This window comes from Paenibacillus sp. 01T431 (genome assembly GCF_056398625.1).
This window is the reverse complement of record NZ_JBFTPT010000019.1, coordinates 78,068-93,978: the sequence shown is the minus strand read 5'-3', so window position 1 is coordinate 93,978 and position 15,911 is coordinate 78,068. Positions and strand designations below refer to the sequence as shown.

Below are 15,911 nucleotides of genomic sequence, written 5' to 3'. Positions count from 1 at the left end.
CTATATGAATTAATGTTAACTTTAATTAAAGTCTAGCAAGCAGCTCTTTGCCGCCAAACCAAGCCGTAATACGCTGATTGATTTGTTCTTCTGTTAGTCCTGCCGGCAATGCTTCGCCTGCCATTACAAGATCGAACAGACGCTCCATCGGCTCGCGCGGGTCTGCTTTTTTTGCTTTTGCATCATTTTTTAGCAAATCCCAAGTAGAGAGTACAAAACCTCTGGAATCAATTTCTTGCTTGCCGAAGAAATGATGCAGGCGCTCCACATCTTCAAAGAAGCTTTCACCTAAGCGAGCTCTGCCATTGCCGCTCAGCAAAGCGATCTCCGCTTCATACATCGGACGTTCAGTCTTGTCTTCCTTGCCAATCCAAGGCGTTTCCAGTATAAATGGACGCCCCTTAAGGCCCTCATGTTCAACGATTCTTTGAATGGCATCGTGACCAAGCCAGCCTGCGCCAACTGGAGCATGTCTGTCTTTACCAGCACCGCGTGAGTTCTTGCTATCGTTCACGTGAACAACGGCAACGCGGTTTAATCCAACAACACGATCGAACTGCTCAAGAACGCCGTCCAGATCATGAACAAGGTCGTAACCAGCATCATGCATGTGGCAAGTATCCATACATACAGTTAACCGTTCGTTATCCTGAACTTTGTCAATAATCGCCGCAAGCTCTTCGAAGCTGCGGCCAATTTCTGTGCCTTTGCCTGCCATCGTCTCAAGAGCGATGTTAACATTCGTTTCTTTTGTGCCTGCAAGCACTTCATTCAAGCCTTCAGCTATACGAGCGATGCCATATTCTGCATCCTTGTCCGTATAGGCACCTGGATGAAGAACAATATTACGTACACCGATGTAATCGGTACGGCGAATTTCTTCTTGTAAAAAAGAAACCGCAAGCTCGTACGTAGAATCCTTATACGAGCCAAGATTCACAATATAAGGCGCGTGAACCACGATCTCATTAATACCGGATTGCTCCATAAGCGCTTTTCCTTCTTCAATATATAACGAATCGATCGGCTTCCTTCTTGTATTCTGAGGTGCGCCGGTGTAGATCATAAATGTACTTGAGCCATACGATACTGCTTCTTGTGCTGCAGTGAGCAGCCCCTTGTCCGAAAATGATACATGGGAACCTATTTTCAACATAAATATTACGCCCCTTTCGGTTGATCAAACCTTATTTTACAAGGAATGTCGAAATAAATCTAGGAATACGGTATAATTCATTATTGAGGTGAAAGACACGTATGAAAGTTGCCCCCGACTGGTTTATGTATTTTATCGTTTTTTGGGCGGTCGTCATGGTTGCGGCTATGTCGATTGGCGGATTTTTCATGTTTCGAAAATTTCTCAAGGTGCTTCCGATGCGAGACGGCAAGTCTAAGCTCGATTGGCAAAACTACTGGGTAGATCGCAGTCGCAGCATGTGGAATGATGATTCCAAAAGTTTGCTGGACGAGCTTGTTTCCCCAGTGCCAAGCGCTTTTCGTGATATAGCTAAACATTCTATCGCAGCCAAGATTGGTCAAGTGGCGATTGAACATGGCGCATCATCCGTTACGCGCGAGCATTGTATCGAAGGTTACATACGAGCAACTCCTAAACGTGATTACCGTAGTCTTGTTACTTTTCTTGACCGTCAAGGAATCGACTATACTCCCTATAAGCATCTACTTAATAAATAAGTTTAAGCCGCATCAGTGCGGCTTAAACTTATTTATATTTAATCATCAATTAATGCCCCCCTTATATACATGCTTCATACTCGTATTTTATGGTTATATATAAAAATGTAACCTAATACTCATCTATTTCGTTATTAATTACAGGAGGTGGTTCTCATGATGAACTCATCGAAGCGAAGAAGAAACAAAAAAGCAGCTACAGCAGGAGCCGTTCTTCTCGCTGTTATGCTCGCAACATCCGCATGTGGCGGTGGCAATACTAATGCAGGAAACGAACAGCAAGGCAGTCCAACCGACGGACCAGTTATTACTCAGTTGCCAGAAGATAATGGTGTCATTGATCCTGATCTTTCTTCACCGGAACCGACAGATACTGCAACAAACAATAACGGTACGATCGAGGATCCAGCAGCGCCAAACAAAGTGAATGAAGGTATTTATAGCGGTCTAAGCGACTCGCACTCTATAGAAATAGAAACAGCTGCCGGTGCAATTGCACTTCAAGTAACAGATGACCAAAAAAGCACGTTAGAAGCATTGCCGGACGATGCTAAAGTGAAATTTGAGTATTCGGAAAAAGCCATTGAAGGTGAAGCGACCCTCAAACAAAATTGGTTAGTTAAAATTGAAGAAATAAAGTAATCAATGAACTGAAGTAATGGGTGAATTGAAGGAGCGAACGAGGATGCGGGTTGCAATAGCTGGAGGAACTGGGTTTATCGGAAGTGCGCTTACCAAGGCTTTGCTTGAGAGAAATGATGAGGTATGGATTATTTCCAGAACTAGTTCTAAAAATCAATCCAATCGCACTGGGTTTAACCAATTAACTTGGGATGAACTCGAAGTTGCTCCTGCTTTGCTGGAAGGCATAGATGCCATAGTCAATCTCACAGGTGAATCCATTAATCAAAGATGGAATCAAGCTGCCAAGAAGCGTGTCATGGACTCAAGACTAACAGCAGCCGCCCGCATCTCAAAGCTTGTACAATCGCTCGAGCACAAGCCGCCGCTTGTCATTAATGCATCCGGCATTTCTGCGTATGGCATATCAGCAGACGGTATTTTTGATGAATCAAGCCCGACTAAAGTTACCGATTTTTTATCCGAAGTCGTTCAGAAATGGGAACAGGCCGCAGACAGCATACCAGCTGAGCGGCTTGTTAAGCTTCGTGTGGGCGTTGTTCTAGACAAAAAGGAAGGCGCTTTTCCTTTAATGGCTATGCCTTATCGCTTGTTCGGCGGAGGTAAGATCGGCAGCGGCAAACAATGGCTGTCTTGGATTCATCTCGAGGATATGATTCGGCTAATCCTATTTATTTTGGACAACAACTTTATTGATGGACCCATCAATGCTTCTTCACCTGAACCTGTAACAAATGATTCATTTGGTCGAGCCATTGGCAAAGCAATGGGCCGGCCTCATTGGTTCCCGGTTCCAGCTTTTGTGATGCGAACTTTATTTGGTGAAATGTCCACACTTCTATTAGACGGACAGCGAGCTTTGCCAAGCAGAGCGCTTGAAAACGGGTTTGTGTTCCGCTATCCAACGGTAAATAGTGCAATGGAAGAACTTGTAGGACAAGGTTAGCTTCATTTCTTATTCCGATTTCAGCACATACGCTGGTCCTTGCTCGCCTGCAAGATGGATGACATCTCCTATCGATAGCTTATAGCTTTTATAAGGGATCATCATTTGTCCATTTAGCAGGCTCCCATTCCGGGAACCTAAGTCTTTCGCTTTATATTCACCCGCTAAGATTTCAATTTCCAAATGAAGCCGCGATATACCGCTTGCCCCCTCTGCATAACTCACCTGCTCTCCCGAACGCCCAATTTTAAAGCTTCCTTCTTGTAATTCTATCCTGTTCTCCTGACTCTTCCATCTCCTTTTGAGCCATACTGACGATTCACCTAACCCCCCCAATGACTGATTATTTCCTAGCAATACTGTTGGTTCTGCTATATGAGAAACGGGATTTGCTGCAACAACATGCAGCGAGGCCGCCGACTGAGACTCGAATAATTCGCTCTGATCCTCAGGCGGTTTAATAGCTGGCGCCTCGACAGAATCATCATTTGCATGAGCACGATTAAGCCCTGGAAATAGTCCAGAGTGGAACGATGCCTCTTCTATCATTTTTTTCGATTCGTCGTAGTCTGCTTCGTCATTTGTTTTCTTTTTCCAAACTAGCATAACGGCTGCTAATAACAGCAAGGAAATGCCCGAGCTGATCAGTAAGCTCTGCCTACCAGCAGCTTCAAAATAAACAAATCGCCAAACACATGCAAGTGCTACGACAATAATTGCTGTTCCGATCCATTTTTTCTTTGTTTCCGGCTCATCCGCTTCCCTATCCAAAGGGTCAGCATACTGTTTTGAAAATAATTCATGATCCTTAAACTCCTCCATTATCGGGGCGGAGTATGAACGCAATGAAGGGTTTGGTATTTGAACCCGCCCTTTTTCATCGCTATTCGTCAACTCAGATCGCTGCTGCCAATCTAATAGTGGATTTTTTTGCGTTGGAGCAGGTTTTGCTGCTTGCTGCATCTCCGGCTTCTCTATTGCCTCGTATCGCTGGTTCGATGAAGATGAAGCTTCCCCTATGAGTTCCAACAGCGTCGCCCGCAGCTCTTCAAGAGGCCATCTCTTGCCGAAATGCTGAAGCACACGCTTTAATCCTTCCCCATCAATGCGGTCTACATAAGAGGTGAAACGTACAATTAACGCCAAGAGATCGCCCGCTCCTTTTGTTTGTTCAGCAGTCCCCTCCATTATTGGAATATAAGCAAGCCGTATATCATGAAGCTTTTCTCCAATAAAAATATATTGTTCATCAAGCAGACAGCCCTCTGGCCGCAGCATATAATGCCTGCATTCGAATAATGCATCCGCAACGCCTAATAATAGCATGTAGTATTGCTCCATCGAGAGCTGCTGTTGCTGCAGTCTGTGCAAAAGCATTCTCATTCCTGAAAGCTTGTATCGGAATGTAACCTTGCTATCCAGCTCGAACCAATCAATAGGCAGCAGATAGGGAATTCGCTCGCTATGAAGCATATGAAGCTCAATTTCATCAAGCTCGCTTCTATACAAGCCGCTCTCTCGATCAATAATCATCTCATGCGACTGATTCATAGCAAAATCAATCCGAAAGCTTTTCATTTCTCAAATTCCCCCTTGTAACATGAAAACTTAGCTGAAAATGGACCATACCGTAACAGCAGCGGGTGCAACCGCCAGCATAAAAGGAAACTTTTTACCTGATTCCGCCCATTGCAGCCACTGAAGCTTCCTATCCCCTGCCACTGGCACAACAAATGCCGTTACGTCAGCAGCCATTCTTTTCCCGAATGCACGATTTACACTGACAAGAAACACGCCAATTGCACCAGCATATAAGATGGCATAAAACATCATCTGCAGCACCAACCATACTCCCACCCAAGCTCCCAATGCGCCAAACAGCTTTACGTCGCCAGCACCTATTCCTCGGGCAAGATGAAGCAGCAGCAAAGGAATAAATCCGGTTAAGGCGCCAACTGCTGCAATTGCAGCTCCTTCCAAACCGCTGATACCAGTATGATAAATAAATGCAGCAGAGAAAAAAGTCACAGTCAGCCAATTCGGTATAATTTGAGCCTTTAAATCCGTATAGAGAGCGATCATTAAAAACACTGCAACAACAGCTGTTACAATAAACTCCATGGCGACTCCCCTCCAAGGCGGCTAAGTCTTTCCTTACTTTCTATCGCTGCTCTTCTCAACGACAAAATGCATCGACACTTGATTGTTTTCCTTATTCACCTCTGAAGCTTTAAGCTCCCATGTGCCAGGAGTTGTATTTCCGGATACATGCCATGTCCATTTGATATAGCCATCTGCATCGGCAACTGCTTCACCAAGATGTTTCGCTTTGCTTGAGCCGCTTTTATAAGTAACACCCAAAGAAATCGCAGCACCCGGCAGCGTTTTCACTGTAACGGCAGCTTTCTTGCCAGGTCGGAGCGGATTTGGCTCAATAGAAACGATTTGTATCGGAATGTTTTCTTGATCATTTTTGTTTTCACCATATCTTGCTGGTGCGGCGTCACTTATCCAAACACGTTCGGAGGCTTGCTCTTTAAGGACAATCGGTTTACTGTAAAAAGGCAGCTTTAATGGAAAGTCATATTCCACCTCGATAGCTAAATATGGCTCATGCTCCTTATTTAGATCCGGAAGCGATAACCAGCTCAGCCTTATCTTCTGGGGATCAATAATGGCTGCATCAGTATGTTCACTTATTAACGGCTGAATAACAGATCTGCCTATTTCAGTAGCGGCCATATTTTGAATCGGACGAAAATCTCCTCGCAATGTAGATGAAACCAAAGCTCCTGCGGGTGAAGGCAGCCATTCAGCCGCTTCTGCGGCAATCTCACTCCATGAAGACAAAGGAATATTTCCTTTGGAAGGCAGCGGAACGACGGCTGATGCCTGCTGCCAGGCAAGTTCTACTGGATATATATGTGCCGCTATTTGCCTTACGGTCTGAGAAGCAGCAGAATGCAGTGCCAACTGTACCGCACATAAACGAATGAGCATGACGAAGACTAGCAGCACAACTATAACCATAGGCATAACTAATGCAGCTTCTACGACTATCGAACCTTGTTCCTGCTTAAGGCGTCGACATTTAATAAGACCAGCCCATCGTTTGTGTCGTCTCATAACGGTTGCCTACAACCTTTCCTTCCAGAAGTCCGACTGCTCCCAGCGTTCGAATTAATCCGGGTATGAACCAAAGCTCCATCGAAACGGCTGCTTCTCCTGTCACTCCGCTCGGGACTGCAGAGAGAATCGTCCCACTGTTTAGTTCGATGGCTGCAATCATCCGGGCCAGACTTGCCCCATCATCGGCACCATGCATCAGTATAAAAAGACGTAAATAATCCGTATATGAAAGCTCTACTTTTATGTATTTGGAAAGTGGAGCAGTTCCTCGTTCAGAGAAAGCAAGCATATCCTCGATCGATTTCTCTAATCCATAAATAAGCGCAGCTGATAAGATAAGCAATGGATGGCCTAATGATTTGCTTTCAAGCAGCCCCTCCATCGTTCTCACAGCCAGTCGAGCCGCAAATAATTCACCATATGCAGCAGCTATATTCCCTACTGGGTTGTTGAAGCCATAAATAAAATATTCCGCTTCCTGATTATGAAATGAAATGGCATGTGACAACTCTGATATATCTCCTCCAGTCATCATTGAACGTAAATGCTGAGGAGCAAAAGAAGTGAAGCGTTGAATAACGTATTCACCAAAGTATAATGAATCTCTCGTTTTCTCCAGCATCCCGGCCATACCTGAGAACAATCCACCCATAAGCGTATTAGACTGTTCAGCTGCCATATGCGCATCACTAGCCTTCTCCATGTCGACAATCTCTGTTGCTTCATCAGTCTGCTCATTGAATAATAGGTTATCGTTATAACGAAGCTGTACCTGTTCGAACACCTTTTGATGTTCTTCCATTTGCGGGATACTTGTCAGTCCATGCAGCAAGCTGCGTGCCTGATTCCAGAGAGAACCGGCTTGCTCCTTTTGCTGTTTAAGCTGTTTTGATATCTGACCCTGATCGAGTGCTTTCTGTCGATCAACGATGATACTAGCAGGTCGAATATATTTCTGTTCATATGCCCCATAAGCAAGACGGAGGCTTGTGACGCTTTCAAGCAACGTATCAGCAGTTATGCTCTTAACCGGCTTAACTATAGAGGCAAGGCTGCTGGACTGATAAGCCCCCGCTTCCATATCGATTGAAGCAGCAGACAAGCCCTGCGCCTCCACCTCCTGACGGTACTCCGTGAACCATCCATCCGTCTTTACAAGCTCATCCGCAGCTTTCCTTACCTGCTCAATGTCGGAAGCAGCATCAGCGGGAACCTGATGCTGTTCAGTATTCGTTGCCTTATGCTTGGACACCGTATCATATCCACTATGCTGAGGCTGTTGATTAGCTTGTTGAACAATTCTCAGCATATCGTCATTTAATGCCCTTGCAGCTTCCAGCTCCTGTATTGCTTCTCCCTGAAGCTTCACATGCTGTCTATGTATTTCATCACTCACTTTGCGCAGCTCCATAGCAAAAGCTCTCACTTTCTCCTCGTATGCTTCTATTTCAGCTGTATACATTATTTTCTGCCCGGCAGTTAACGATTGATTATATATAACTTTGGCTGCATATGAGCTGTATTCCCCCGCAATGCTCAGAGCAGAATTCCCCTCTATTGCTACTACATCTGGCTGGACAGGAATTAACATAGAAATACTGTTTCCACTTATCGTCGAAGCCATCTGCTTTTGCAATTGAAGTACATTCGCTAGATGAATTTCCCGTTTCTCATAAAGCTTCCTCATACTCTCCAGCAAACTTATTGCAATCGATGCCTCCTTCATTGCACCTGCCATAGGTACAAACCTTGCTGCGAGATCCAATGTAAAATCTACTGGCGCCTTATACTTCATTTCTTCGAGCACCTGTCTTGAGAATACATTATGGCTGCCTAGAAACGTCGCTGCGTGCAGTGCGGCAGCATCTGACTTAGCGCGAACCAGCTTCATCCCTGATCGACCCGAGTCATCTGCTGTTTCTGTATTCGCCGTCATCATTTCCTCGAATATGATTTGACCGTCTGTACCACCACGGCCGAATAAACCATATCGCTCATATAGAACAGCATCATAAGCAGAGAGTACAGATCTTACGCTTGACCTTACAGCATCCTCTGTTAACTTATGCAGAGCCGCAATTCGGGCATAATCAATAAGCAAAGAGAAAAACAAAAGCAGCGAGGATAAAACAATAACCGAAAACACGGTCACTGCCCCATTTTCTCGAAAGAAAAGCTTGCAAACAAACTGCCGATAACGATGCTTCAAATCTTTTTTTATGCTCACTGCTGCCTGCACCTCCATCGGAACCTTTCAAGCCTTATCTGTTCCGCTACATTATGGCTTTGTCGCCTTCCCCTTACCTTTATAAGTATCCAGCACTTGACCAGCCTGAGACTTTGCTTGCCCCGCTCCTCCAGCCCGATTTGCAAACCTTGATGAATAATAGCGTACGAGATCAACACTCCGAATAAACTCAGTTGGATCAACAACCGTGGAAGAGGCTGCACTTTTGGGTTCACGCTTCAACCAGCTTTTCTCAATGGATTCAGCCGATAAAGGCTCCTTCAGTTTGACTTTGATCACTCTTCTCAGAATGCTGCTTGAATAGCTGATTTCTCCTTCGTATGTTAGGCCTGCTTGTCCCAACCATCTAGCAGACTGCTCTATTTTCCGAATAGCTAAAGCATTCTTTTCTCCATCACCCGTCTCTGCAAGTGGGAGCACGACTTTCGCTGCATCATTTTCTCCTCTCAGTCCAAACAAGCTGCTGAGCACGCCATCCTCGCCAATACGCCAATATAAACCATCATAACTTGGCTCATTGAGCATGCCACTTCTTGCATCTCGATTACTGTTATCCCAGCTGAAAGCCGCACGCTCTGCTGTTGAAGACGCTGCATAATAGACAATGACCTTCTCGTACATGTACATTCCAAATAAAATAAACAACAATATAAGCCCGAACAGCATTGGAAATACGATCGTAGACTCCAGCGTAAAGCTGCCTTGCTCCTTCTTAAGCAAGCGAAGCAGCCCTGCATTTATTCGCAATCTGTTCAAAAGCCTCACCCGCTAACTGAAAATTTTGTCCGCCTCGTCATCTGCTTTGCCCATCAAGCGCTCAATCAGCTCAATAATCCAGTCTTTAAACAACAGTGCAATAATGATGACAACCGCAATAATCAAAATAATTTCAAGCGTCCCTAAACCATCCTCCTCTTTCCAAAATGAACGTAGCGATTGGCTTATTTTTCTCATCCTTCATCTTCCTCCCTAATTTAAGTTAAGACATGAGCAGTACTGCGGGTGCAGCTACCAAAATCATGAGTACTAACAAAATACCTACAAGCGGAAATACAAGCTTTGAGGAGGCTTGCTCCCCGCGCGATCTAGCGATTGCCTTGCGCTTCTCCCATAAAGTGTAAGAGAGCTCTCGCAATGCAAGAATAAAATGCTCTCCACCGCGGCGATAATTCAATAAGAGCACCGTTGTAAAGATCGAAACCTCCTGCACCGCACATCTTCTATTAAACCGCTCCATTACCGTACTGAACGATTGACCGTTGCGAAGCATAGATACCGTCTCTCCCCATTCCTTGTAGAGAGGATGCTGGGTAGCCTCCTTTCCCTCCAAGCATCTTGCTAGCGCTTGCTGTACTGTCTCACCGGCACCGACCAGCAGCATCAACTTGCTGAGCATAACGGGGAGCTCCATAATGATTTGCTGCTTTCGTTCCTCAACTTGCCGCCTTGCATCTACGAAAGGGCGTATCGTTAGCACGATGCCGAATACTACCCCCATGACTAACAATGTAGGCTCCTGTCCAAGTAAACTCATCCAAGCACAACCTGTTAAAGCAGCATATCCCGTACCTAGAGCAGCAGTTGCTTCACCTTTTGTCCGCTCAATTGACCAGCTGCTATCCTTCAATAAGAGGAGCTTCATATGGTAGCTGCTCATAGGCAGATGCAGCGTATCAAAAAGCTTGAACCGTTCTAGCACATGCATAAATGGATCAATCAAACTTAGCTGCATAAGCTGCTGCCGCGTTTGGTCATTCGTTTGTTTTCTACCCATTAGCTGACGCCATATGGCATACAATGCTCCTTTGCCTGCCAAGTACACCCAAATCGCCGTTAAAGTAACCGGTGCAATTGCCGCGAGCATGCTTTGTCCCCTTTCATCTTACATTCGGATACTCATCATCTTTGCCATCAACCAAAAGCAGAGAAGCAAAAGCAGCAGCGCTCCCGTCAATAGCAAATATCCGATTCCTCCATATAAAGGAGCCATATAGTCGGGTGCAGCTAAGCTTAAAAACGCTAAAAAAACAAAAGGCACCGCCATCATAATTCGACCTTCGAATTTTTTTTGAGCAACCATAACTGCAATTTCCTGCTCAATTTCTAGTTTCTCTCCAATGATGATCGAGGTTTGTTTCATCACCTCAAGCAAATCTCCTCCAGAGCGCTTGCAAGCAGCTAATGCATCAACGAACTGAGTAATCTCATCAATTCCTGCACGATTAGCAAAGTTGCGCAGCGCATATTCTAAGGGCTCGCCGTTATCTAGACGAAAGCGAATGATTTGAAACTCCAGCAGCAGCTCCGTTCGAGCATCAGGGTAAATTAGCTTCAAATCATCGTGAGTAGATAAAAATGCATTTTCAAGAGAGCGCCCTGCTGCAAGCGAGGATGTCAGTGAAAATAAAGCTTCTTTAAATTGCAGCTTCAGTCTCTCCTTGCGCTGTTCCAGAAGAAATTTTCGTCTAATTCTAGGAGCGAGTATACCGAAGCTTGCCGCTGCAAATGAAAGGAACACAGAATGATAAAATAAAAAGACAGCACCATAGAAAATCACAGCTGCGATTAAGGACGTAGTGATAAACTGGTTTCGATTAAGTGGGTATTGTTCATAATTGGTAAGGGTTCGGCCAGCTCGAAGATTCGCTAGCGTCGCATCGCTTTCCCAGCCGCACCATAAGAGCATTCTCTCTATCCGTCCCCCATGTTGACGATGAAGGCTGCTGCTTTTATTCACGCCGCTTGAATTGTTCATATCGCCACTCCTTCGACCGTTCTTTTCCCAGCAAGCGTCAATTTGTCCATTCTCATTACCGGATTCGCTGTACGTTTTAGCCCGCCAAGCACTCTGCCATTCCGCTCTCCCTCCTCCTCAAAAATAAACAGTGGATTAAGCAATATTTCTCCATCTTCAACGCCAATGACCTCGCATATCTCCGTCACTTTGCGGGTGCGATCACGGAATCTTGATAGATGGATAACAATATCGATGGCTGAGGCGATTTGCTGACGAATAACGATCACTGGCAATTCTGCTGCACTTAGCACCATCGACTCCAGCCGAGCCATCATATCCTTCGCGCCATTACTATGGCCCGTAGACATGCTTCCGGCGTGGCCGGTATTTAATGCCTGCAGCATATCAAGAGCCTCTCCTCCCCGCACCTCACCGACGATAATGCGATTAGGACGCATCCGAAGCGAGGCACGTATGAGGTCGCGAATCGTAATCTCCCCTTTCCCCTCTGTATTCGCATTGCGCGTTTCCATCGCTACTAGGTTAGGAATGGAGCGAATTTGCAGTTCAGCGGAATCCTCGATCGTAACAATCCGCTCATCCGGCTGGATAAACTGCGACAATGCATTTAAAAAAGTTGTTTTGCCTGTTCCTGTTCCGCCGCTTATAAACATATTGTATTGAGCCCCGACAAGCTCTTTCAAAAACGATGCCGCTTCCTGCGAGAGCGAGTGGAATGCTACTAGCTCCTCCATCGTGAGAGGCTGATCAGGAAACTTCCGAATGGTCATGCATGGTCCTTTGAGCGCAACCGGCGGCAATACGACATGCACCCTAGAGCCATCTTTCAGACGGGCGTCAACAATCGGCGTAGACTCGTTAACGACACGATTCACACTCGCAACAACGGTCTGGATTAGATCCTCGAGCCGTTCTCTACTTTCGAAAGAAACCGGCAAAAGTGTCATTCTCCCTCTTCGCTCCACAAATATTTCTGCATGATGATTGATCATAATTTCACTAATGGAGGCATCCTCCATTAGCGGCTGCAAAATATCAAGACCTCTAAACGAATGAAACAGCCTCCGTACAAGCTTCACTTTCTCGGTTGCGGTAAGAGGATGAAGATCGCACCATTCGAAGACGATCTCTTCTGCTATTCTCATCAGGCTTTCATCTGACAGTGATCCGCTAAAATCAATTTTGGCTCGTACCTTGTTGCGCAGCTCAAGCACCGTTTCATCGCTCAGCAATCGATCCGCCTCCTTCCAAATAAAGCTGCTTGAATAATTGATCTGCAGCTGCTCGATATAACGGCGATGACAGCAGAGCAACATGGCTTGCTCCTCGCCATTCTGGAATTTCCGGCAGCCCCACCTTGGCGCATGCCATGCCATCAATCTCGTTATGAACGGTATGCTTCGGATTAACCATATGGTTCTTTACGCATTTGAATTTATTGGACAAAGAGCTAAAGCGATCACTCCACTTTTGCGCTCCATAACGCAGGGCCATTTTTTGTTTATCCCTCACAGACGGATTATCGCTTGCAACCCAAAGCACATGATTTGATCGTTCAAAAATAGCAAGGTGCAGCTCATCCAGACCGCTCTCCAAATCAACGACAATCAGGTCATACTGCCCGCTTCGAGCAACCGTACTCACTATTCCGGCCGCATCTTCCTCATTAAGCGTCAATCGATCCTCCAAATTGGTGCACTGGGCTAAATAATCACCCTTAAGCTGCGAATCCCGTTTTCGATGCTCCATAAGCCAATTGACCGACTGCTCCGGCTGTGCCTTGAGTCCATAAAGCAGTTCTGACAAACCCTCCTCTTTCACCTCTCCTTCACTGAGGCCATCTGTATATTGCTGGTTGCGCAGCCAAGCTTCAGAAGAGTTCCACCGCTCAAGGTTCAGATAAAAGGTACGACATTGATGCACACTTGCAGCTTGTACCAAATGCAGCGCCAAAGCCGTCTTCCCAACTCCCCCCGATGCCGAAAAAACAGATATAATATTCATGCCAGACGGCCTCTCGTAAGCGCCTGACGAAGAGGCCGCATGTCCTATCGCTTGGGAATGAATCTCCGAAAAACGCTTCAGCAGCTGGGGAATGGGTTGATATTGCAAAAGCTCATGCTTCTCCTTGCTCTCTCCCAGCTGTAGCACTAGAGCAATTACAGGAATACCCGCTTGCTCTGCATCCATTTCTGCAAGCAGCTCAGGCTGAGCAGCCAATAAGTCAATCTTGTAGCCTTGCTTCACATAGAGCTTCCAAGAATCTGCGTGCGTGAACGCGATAATCTGCCATTGCTCGCCAAGCTTGCTGCCTTGCATATAATCAGCCAGCCGCTTCAAGTATTCCGGCTCCCTTACCGCCACAGCAAGTTGATATTTGTTCAGCCCTTTCACCTTCCTTCCGCTTAGAAAACACAAAAAAAGCACCGTAGAAGGCGCAGATATCTGCGTCCTTATACGGTGCTTCCGTGTTTGATCATTAACTTTGTTTAAAATTTACCATACCCATATTCCATTCGTCAACTAAGGAATTTTCTACTGTTTATCTTATTTCTTTAACTTACAATTCCGTTGACTATTGGAAAAAGTTTTTGATCTCGCGCTCTGCGCTTTCGATAGAGTCAGATCCATGAATAATATTGCTAGCTACATCGATTGCAAAATCTCCACGGATTGTACCTGCAAGGGCTTCAGATGGATTCGTTGCGCCAATAAGACTCCTTGCGTTTTTAATAGCGTCTTTGCCTTCCCATATCATAGCAAATACAGGCCCCGAAACGATAAAATCGACCAACTCGTCAAAAAACACCTTTGAGCGCAAATGCTCATAATGTGTCTCGGCTTGCTCTCTTGATAGGCGCATTACCCTTGCATCTACTAGTTTAAAGCCCTTCTCTTCAAATCGAGCAACAATACGACCTACTAAACCACGCGCGTAACCATCTGGCTTTACCATTACAAACGTTTTATCCATGTTGAATCCCCCTTTGTCTCTATCGGTATAGCCATTTATTTGTTAAGCCATTCAGTAATAATACCTGCAGTCTCTTCAATAGCACGATTTGTAACATCTATAACAGGACAATTCAATGATTTCATGACGGACTCTGCATAATCAAGCTCTTCTTGAATGCGCTCGGTTGTCGCATACTGCGCAGATGCCGGAAGTCCCAGCGTCTTAAGCCGTTCAGAGCGGATCTCCAGAAGATGCTCAGCTTGCATCGTTAAACCTATAATGAGCCTGCCAGGTGCAGGCTTCAATTCTTCGGGAGGATTAACCTCGGGCATTAACGGCAGGTTAGCCGTCTTAATTCCTTTATGGGACAAAAAGATGCTCAGCGGCGTCTTCGACGTTCGAGATACGCCAATCAGGACGACCTGCGCTTGTACAAAACCTCGAGCATCCTTGCCGTCATCATATTTCACAGCGAACTCAATAGCATCCATTCGGCGATGGTAAGCATCGTCAATGGAGTGCAGCAGCCCCGGCTCACGCTTCGGGAAACTCCCAAACGTATCTACGTATGCTTGCATCATCGGTCCCATGACATCAACGGCTCTAACTCCAGCTCTAAAAGCCTCTTCCTTCATTTGCTCCCGAAGCTCCGGCTGGACGAGCGTATAGCTTATAAAACCGCCAGTACTAGCTGCCTCAGCCACGATACGAATAATTTCATCCTCGGATTTAATATGGCCGTAACGCTTTATTTTCACTTGTTCTGAGGAGAATTGACGTAAAGTCGCCTTTGCAACTGCTTCCGCCGTTTCACCAACAGCATCGGAGCATACATAAATGATCTGCTGTTTCATAACTCTGGCTCCCCCAATTTCCCATCCATCGCGATGTCCGCCATAAGACGTATAATGTTCGACTTCGATACCCAGCCAGTAACCTCTGGATCAGTCACCTGATCCTCGCGCGGAACGATAACTGGTAAACAATCTACTTGATGAAGCGACATTTTGCGAATCGCTTCCATCACAGATTCGTCGGGCATTAGTGTCACAATATTAGGATAGCGGGTCATCACCATACTGATAGGAATAGATGCAGCACCAGCGTTGCCAAGCGTTATTTTCAGCAAATCCTTCGGTGTTACGATTCCAACAAAACGTTTCTGCTCATTAACGATTAGAAGAGTATCTGCATTTTCAGTAAATAACGTAATAACAGCGTCATGCACGGACAATGAGTCCGGAACATTAACGGGAACACCTTGTACTTCTCTCACCTTCATATTGTTCAATTGCTGCAAAGGCTCGCTGCTTGAGCGATAGGTGTTGCCTAGAAAATAACCAACTTTGGGCTTCGCATCAAGCAATCCAAGCATGACGAGAAGTGATAAGTCCGAGCGCAGTGTGGGCCTGCTGACACCTAGAGATTCTGCCAACTGCTCACCGGTAATCGGCGCATGCCTCTTCACAAGCTCAAGAAGCTCCAATTGCCGCGAAGATAATTGAATCGTACTCTCCCCCGTCCTCTATATGAGTCA

Annotated in this window: 17 protein-coding genes; 3 read left to right on the top strand and 14 right to left on the bottom strand. The window is 45.7% G+C overall.

Annotation, left to right across the window (positions count from 1 at the left end; all coding sequences use genetic code 11):
• Positions 1-25: 25 nt before the first annotated feature.
• Positions 26-1,156 (bottom strand): deoxyribonuclease IV, encoded by a 1,131-nt coding sequence (locus tag AC1DM9_RS28355; protein WP_339207516.1) that lies wholly within the window; start codon positions 1,154-1,156, stop codon positions 26-28.
• Positions 1,157-1,257: 101 nt separating this feature from the next.
• Between AC1DM9_RS28355 and AC1DM9_RS28350 the strand changes: the two genes are divergently transcribed.
• From AC1DM9_RS28350 to AC1DM9_RS28340, 3 genes are all read left to right on the top strand, one after another.
• Positions 1,258-1,695, top strand: coding sequence for a DUF2621 domain-containing protein (locus AC1DM9_RS28350; protein ID WP_076271042.1), 438 nt, complete (start codon positions 1,258-1,260; stop codon positions 1,693-1,695).
• A gap of 156 nt (positions 1,696-1,851) precedes the next feature.
• Positions 1,852-2,337: a hypothetical protein gene (locus AC1DM9_RS28345; protein ID WP_339207515.1), complete on the top strand. Its 486-nt coding sequence runs from the start codon at positions 1,852-1,854 to the stop codon at positions 2,335-2,337.
• Positions 2,338-2,380: 43 nt separating this feature from the next.
• Positions 2,381-3,283, top strand: a complete 903-nt coding sequence (locus AC1DM9_RS28340) for a TIGR01777 family oxidoreductase (RefSeq protein ID WP_477511551.1) — start codon at positions 2,381-2,383, stop codon at positions 3,281-3,283.
• 9 nt (positions 3,284-3,292) lie between these two features.
• Here AC1DM9_RS28340 and AC1DM9_RS28335 read toward each other — a convergent pair whose 3' ends face one another.
• The 13 genes from AC1DM9_RS28335 to AC1DM9_RS28275 form a co-directional block, all read right to left on the bottom strand.
• Positions 3,293-4,861: a DUF6382 domain-containing protein gene (locus AC1DM9_RS28335; RefSeq protein ID WP_477583425.1), complete on the bottom strand. Its 1,569-nt coding sequence runs from the start codon at positions 4,859-4,861 to the stop codon at positions 3,293-3,295.
• 30 nt (positions 4,862-4,891) lie between these two features.
• Entirely contained in the window at positions 4,892-5,404 is a 513-nt protein-coding gene (locus AC1DM9_RS28330; protein WP_477583423.1) for an A24 family peptidase, read from the bottom strand.
• A 33-nt stretch (positions 5,405-5,437) separates the two neighbouring features.
• On the bottom strand, positions 5,438-6,319 hold the full coding sequence (locus AC1DM9_RS28325; protein WP_477583421.1) for a hypothetical protein: 882 nt from the start codon (positions 6,317-6,319) through the stop codon (positions 5,438-5,440).
• Positions 6,320-6,374: 55 nt separating this feature from the next.
• Positions 6,375-8,639 (bottom strand): hypothetical protein, encoded by a 2,265-nt coding sequence (locus tag AC1DM9_RS28320; RefSeq protein ID WP_477583419.1) that lies wholly within the window; start codon positions 8,637-8,639, stop codon positions 6,375-6,377.
• Positions 8,640-8,690: 51 nt separating this feature from the next.
• On the bottom strand, positions 8,691-9,416 hold the full coding sequence (locus AC1DM9_RS28315) for a TadE/TadG family type IV pilus assembly protein (protein ID WP_477549623.1): 726 nt from the start codon (positions 9,414-9,416) through the stop codon (positions 8,691-8,693).
• 12 nt (positions 9,417-9,428) lie between these two features.
• Entirely contained in the window at positions 9,429-9,614 is a 186-nt protein-coding gene (locus AC1DM9_RS28310; RefSeq protein ID WP_441879304.1) for a Flp1 family type IVb pilin, read from the bottom strand.
• Positions 9,615-9,639: 25 nt separating this feature from the next.
• Positions 9,640-10,524 (bottom strand): type II secretion system F family protein, encoded by an 885-nt coding sequence (locus AC1DM9_RS28305; protein WP_477583417.1) that lies wholly within the window; start codon positions 10,522-10,524, stop codon positions 9,640-9,642.
• An 18-nt stretch (positions 10,525-10,542) separates the two neighbouring features.
• Complete coding sequence (locus AC1DM9_RS28300) at positions 10,543-11,415, bottom strand: type II secretion system F family protein (RefSeq protein ID WP_477583415.1); 873 nt, start codon at positions 11,413-11,415, stop codon at positions 10,543-10,545.
• A complete protein-coding gene (locus AC1DM9_RS28295) occupies positions 11,412-12,647 on the bottom strand; it encodes a TadA family conjugal transfer-associated ATPase (protein ID WP_441879437.1) in 1,236 nt (411 codons plus the stop codon). The genes AC1DM9_RS28300 and AC1DM9_RS28295 overlap by 4 nt, the downstream gene beginning before the upstream one ends.
• Positions 12,637-13,812, bottom strand: a complete 1,176-nt coding sequence (locus AC1DM9_RS28290) for a P-loop NTPase family protein (protein ID WP_477583413.1) — start codon at positions 13,810-13,812, stop codon at positions 12,637-12,639. Before AC1DM9_RS28290 ends, AC1DM9_RS28295 begins: the two co-directional genes overlap by 11 nt.
• Positions 13,813-13,993: 181 nt before the next feature.
• Positions 13,994-14,392, bottom strand: coding sequence for a nucleoside-diphosphate kinase (gene ndk / locus AC1DM9_RS28285; RefSeq protein WP_076271032.1), 399 nt, complete (start codon positions 14,390-14,392; stop codon positions 13,994-13,996).
• 35 nt (positions 14,393-14,427) lie between these two features.
• Positions 14,428-15,228: a pyruvate, water dikinase regulatory protein gene (locus AC1DM9_RS28280; RefSeq protein WP_076271031.1), complete on the bottom strand. Its 801-nt coding sequence runs from the start codon at positions 15,226-15,228 to the stop codon at positions 14,428-14,430.
• Positions 15,225-15,860 (bottom strand): CBS domain-containing protein, encoded by a 636-nt coding sequence (locus AC1DM9_RS28275; protein ID WP_339207504.1) that lies wholly within the window; start codon positions 15,858-15,860, stop codon positions 15,225-15,227. The genes AC1DM9_RS28280 and AC1DM9_RS28275 overlap by 4 nt, the downstream gene beginning before the upstream one ends.
• Positions 15,861-15,911 lie beyond the last annotated feature (51 nt).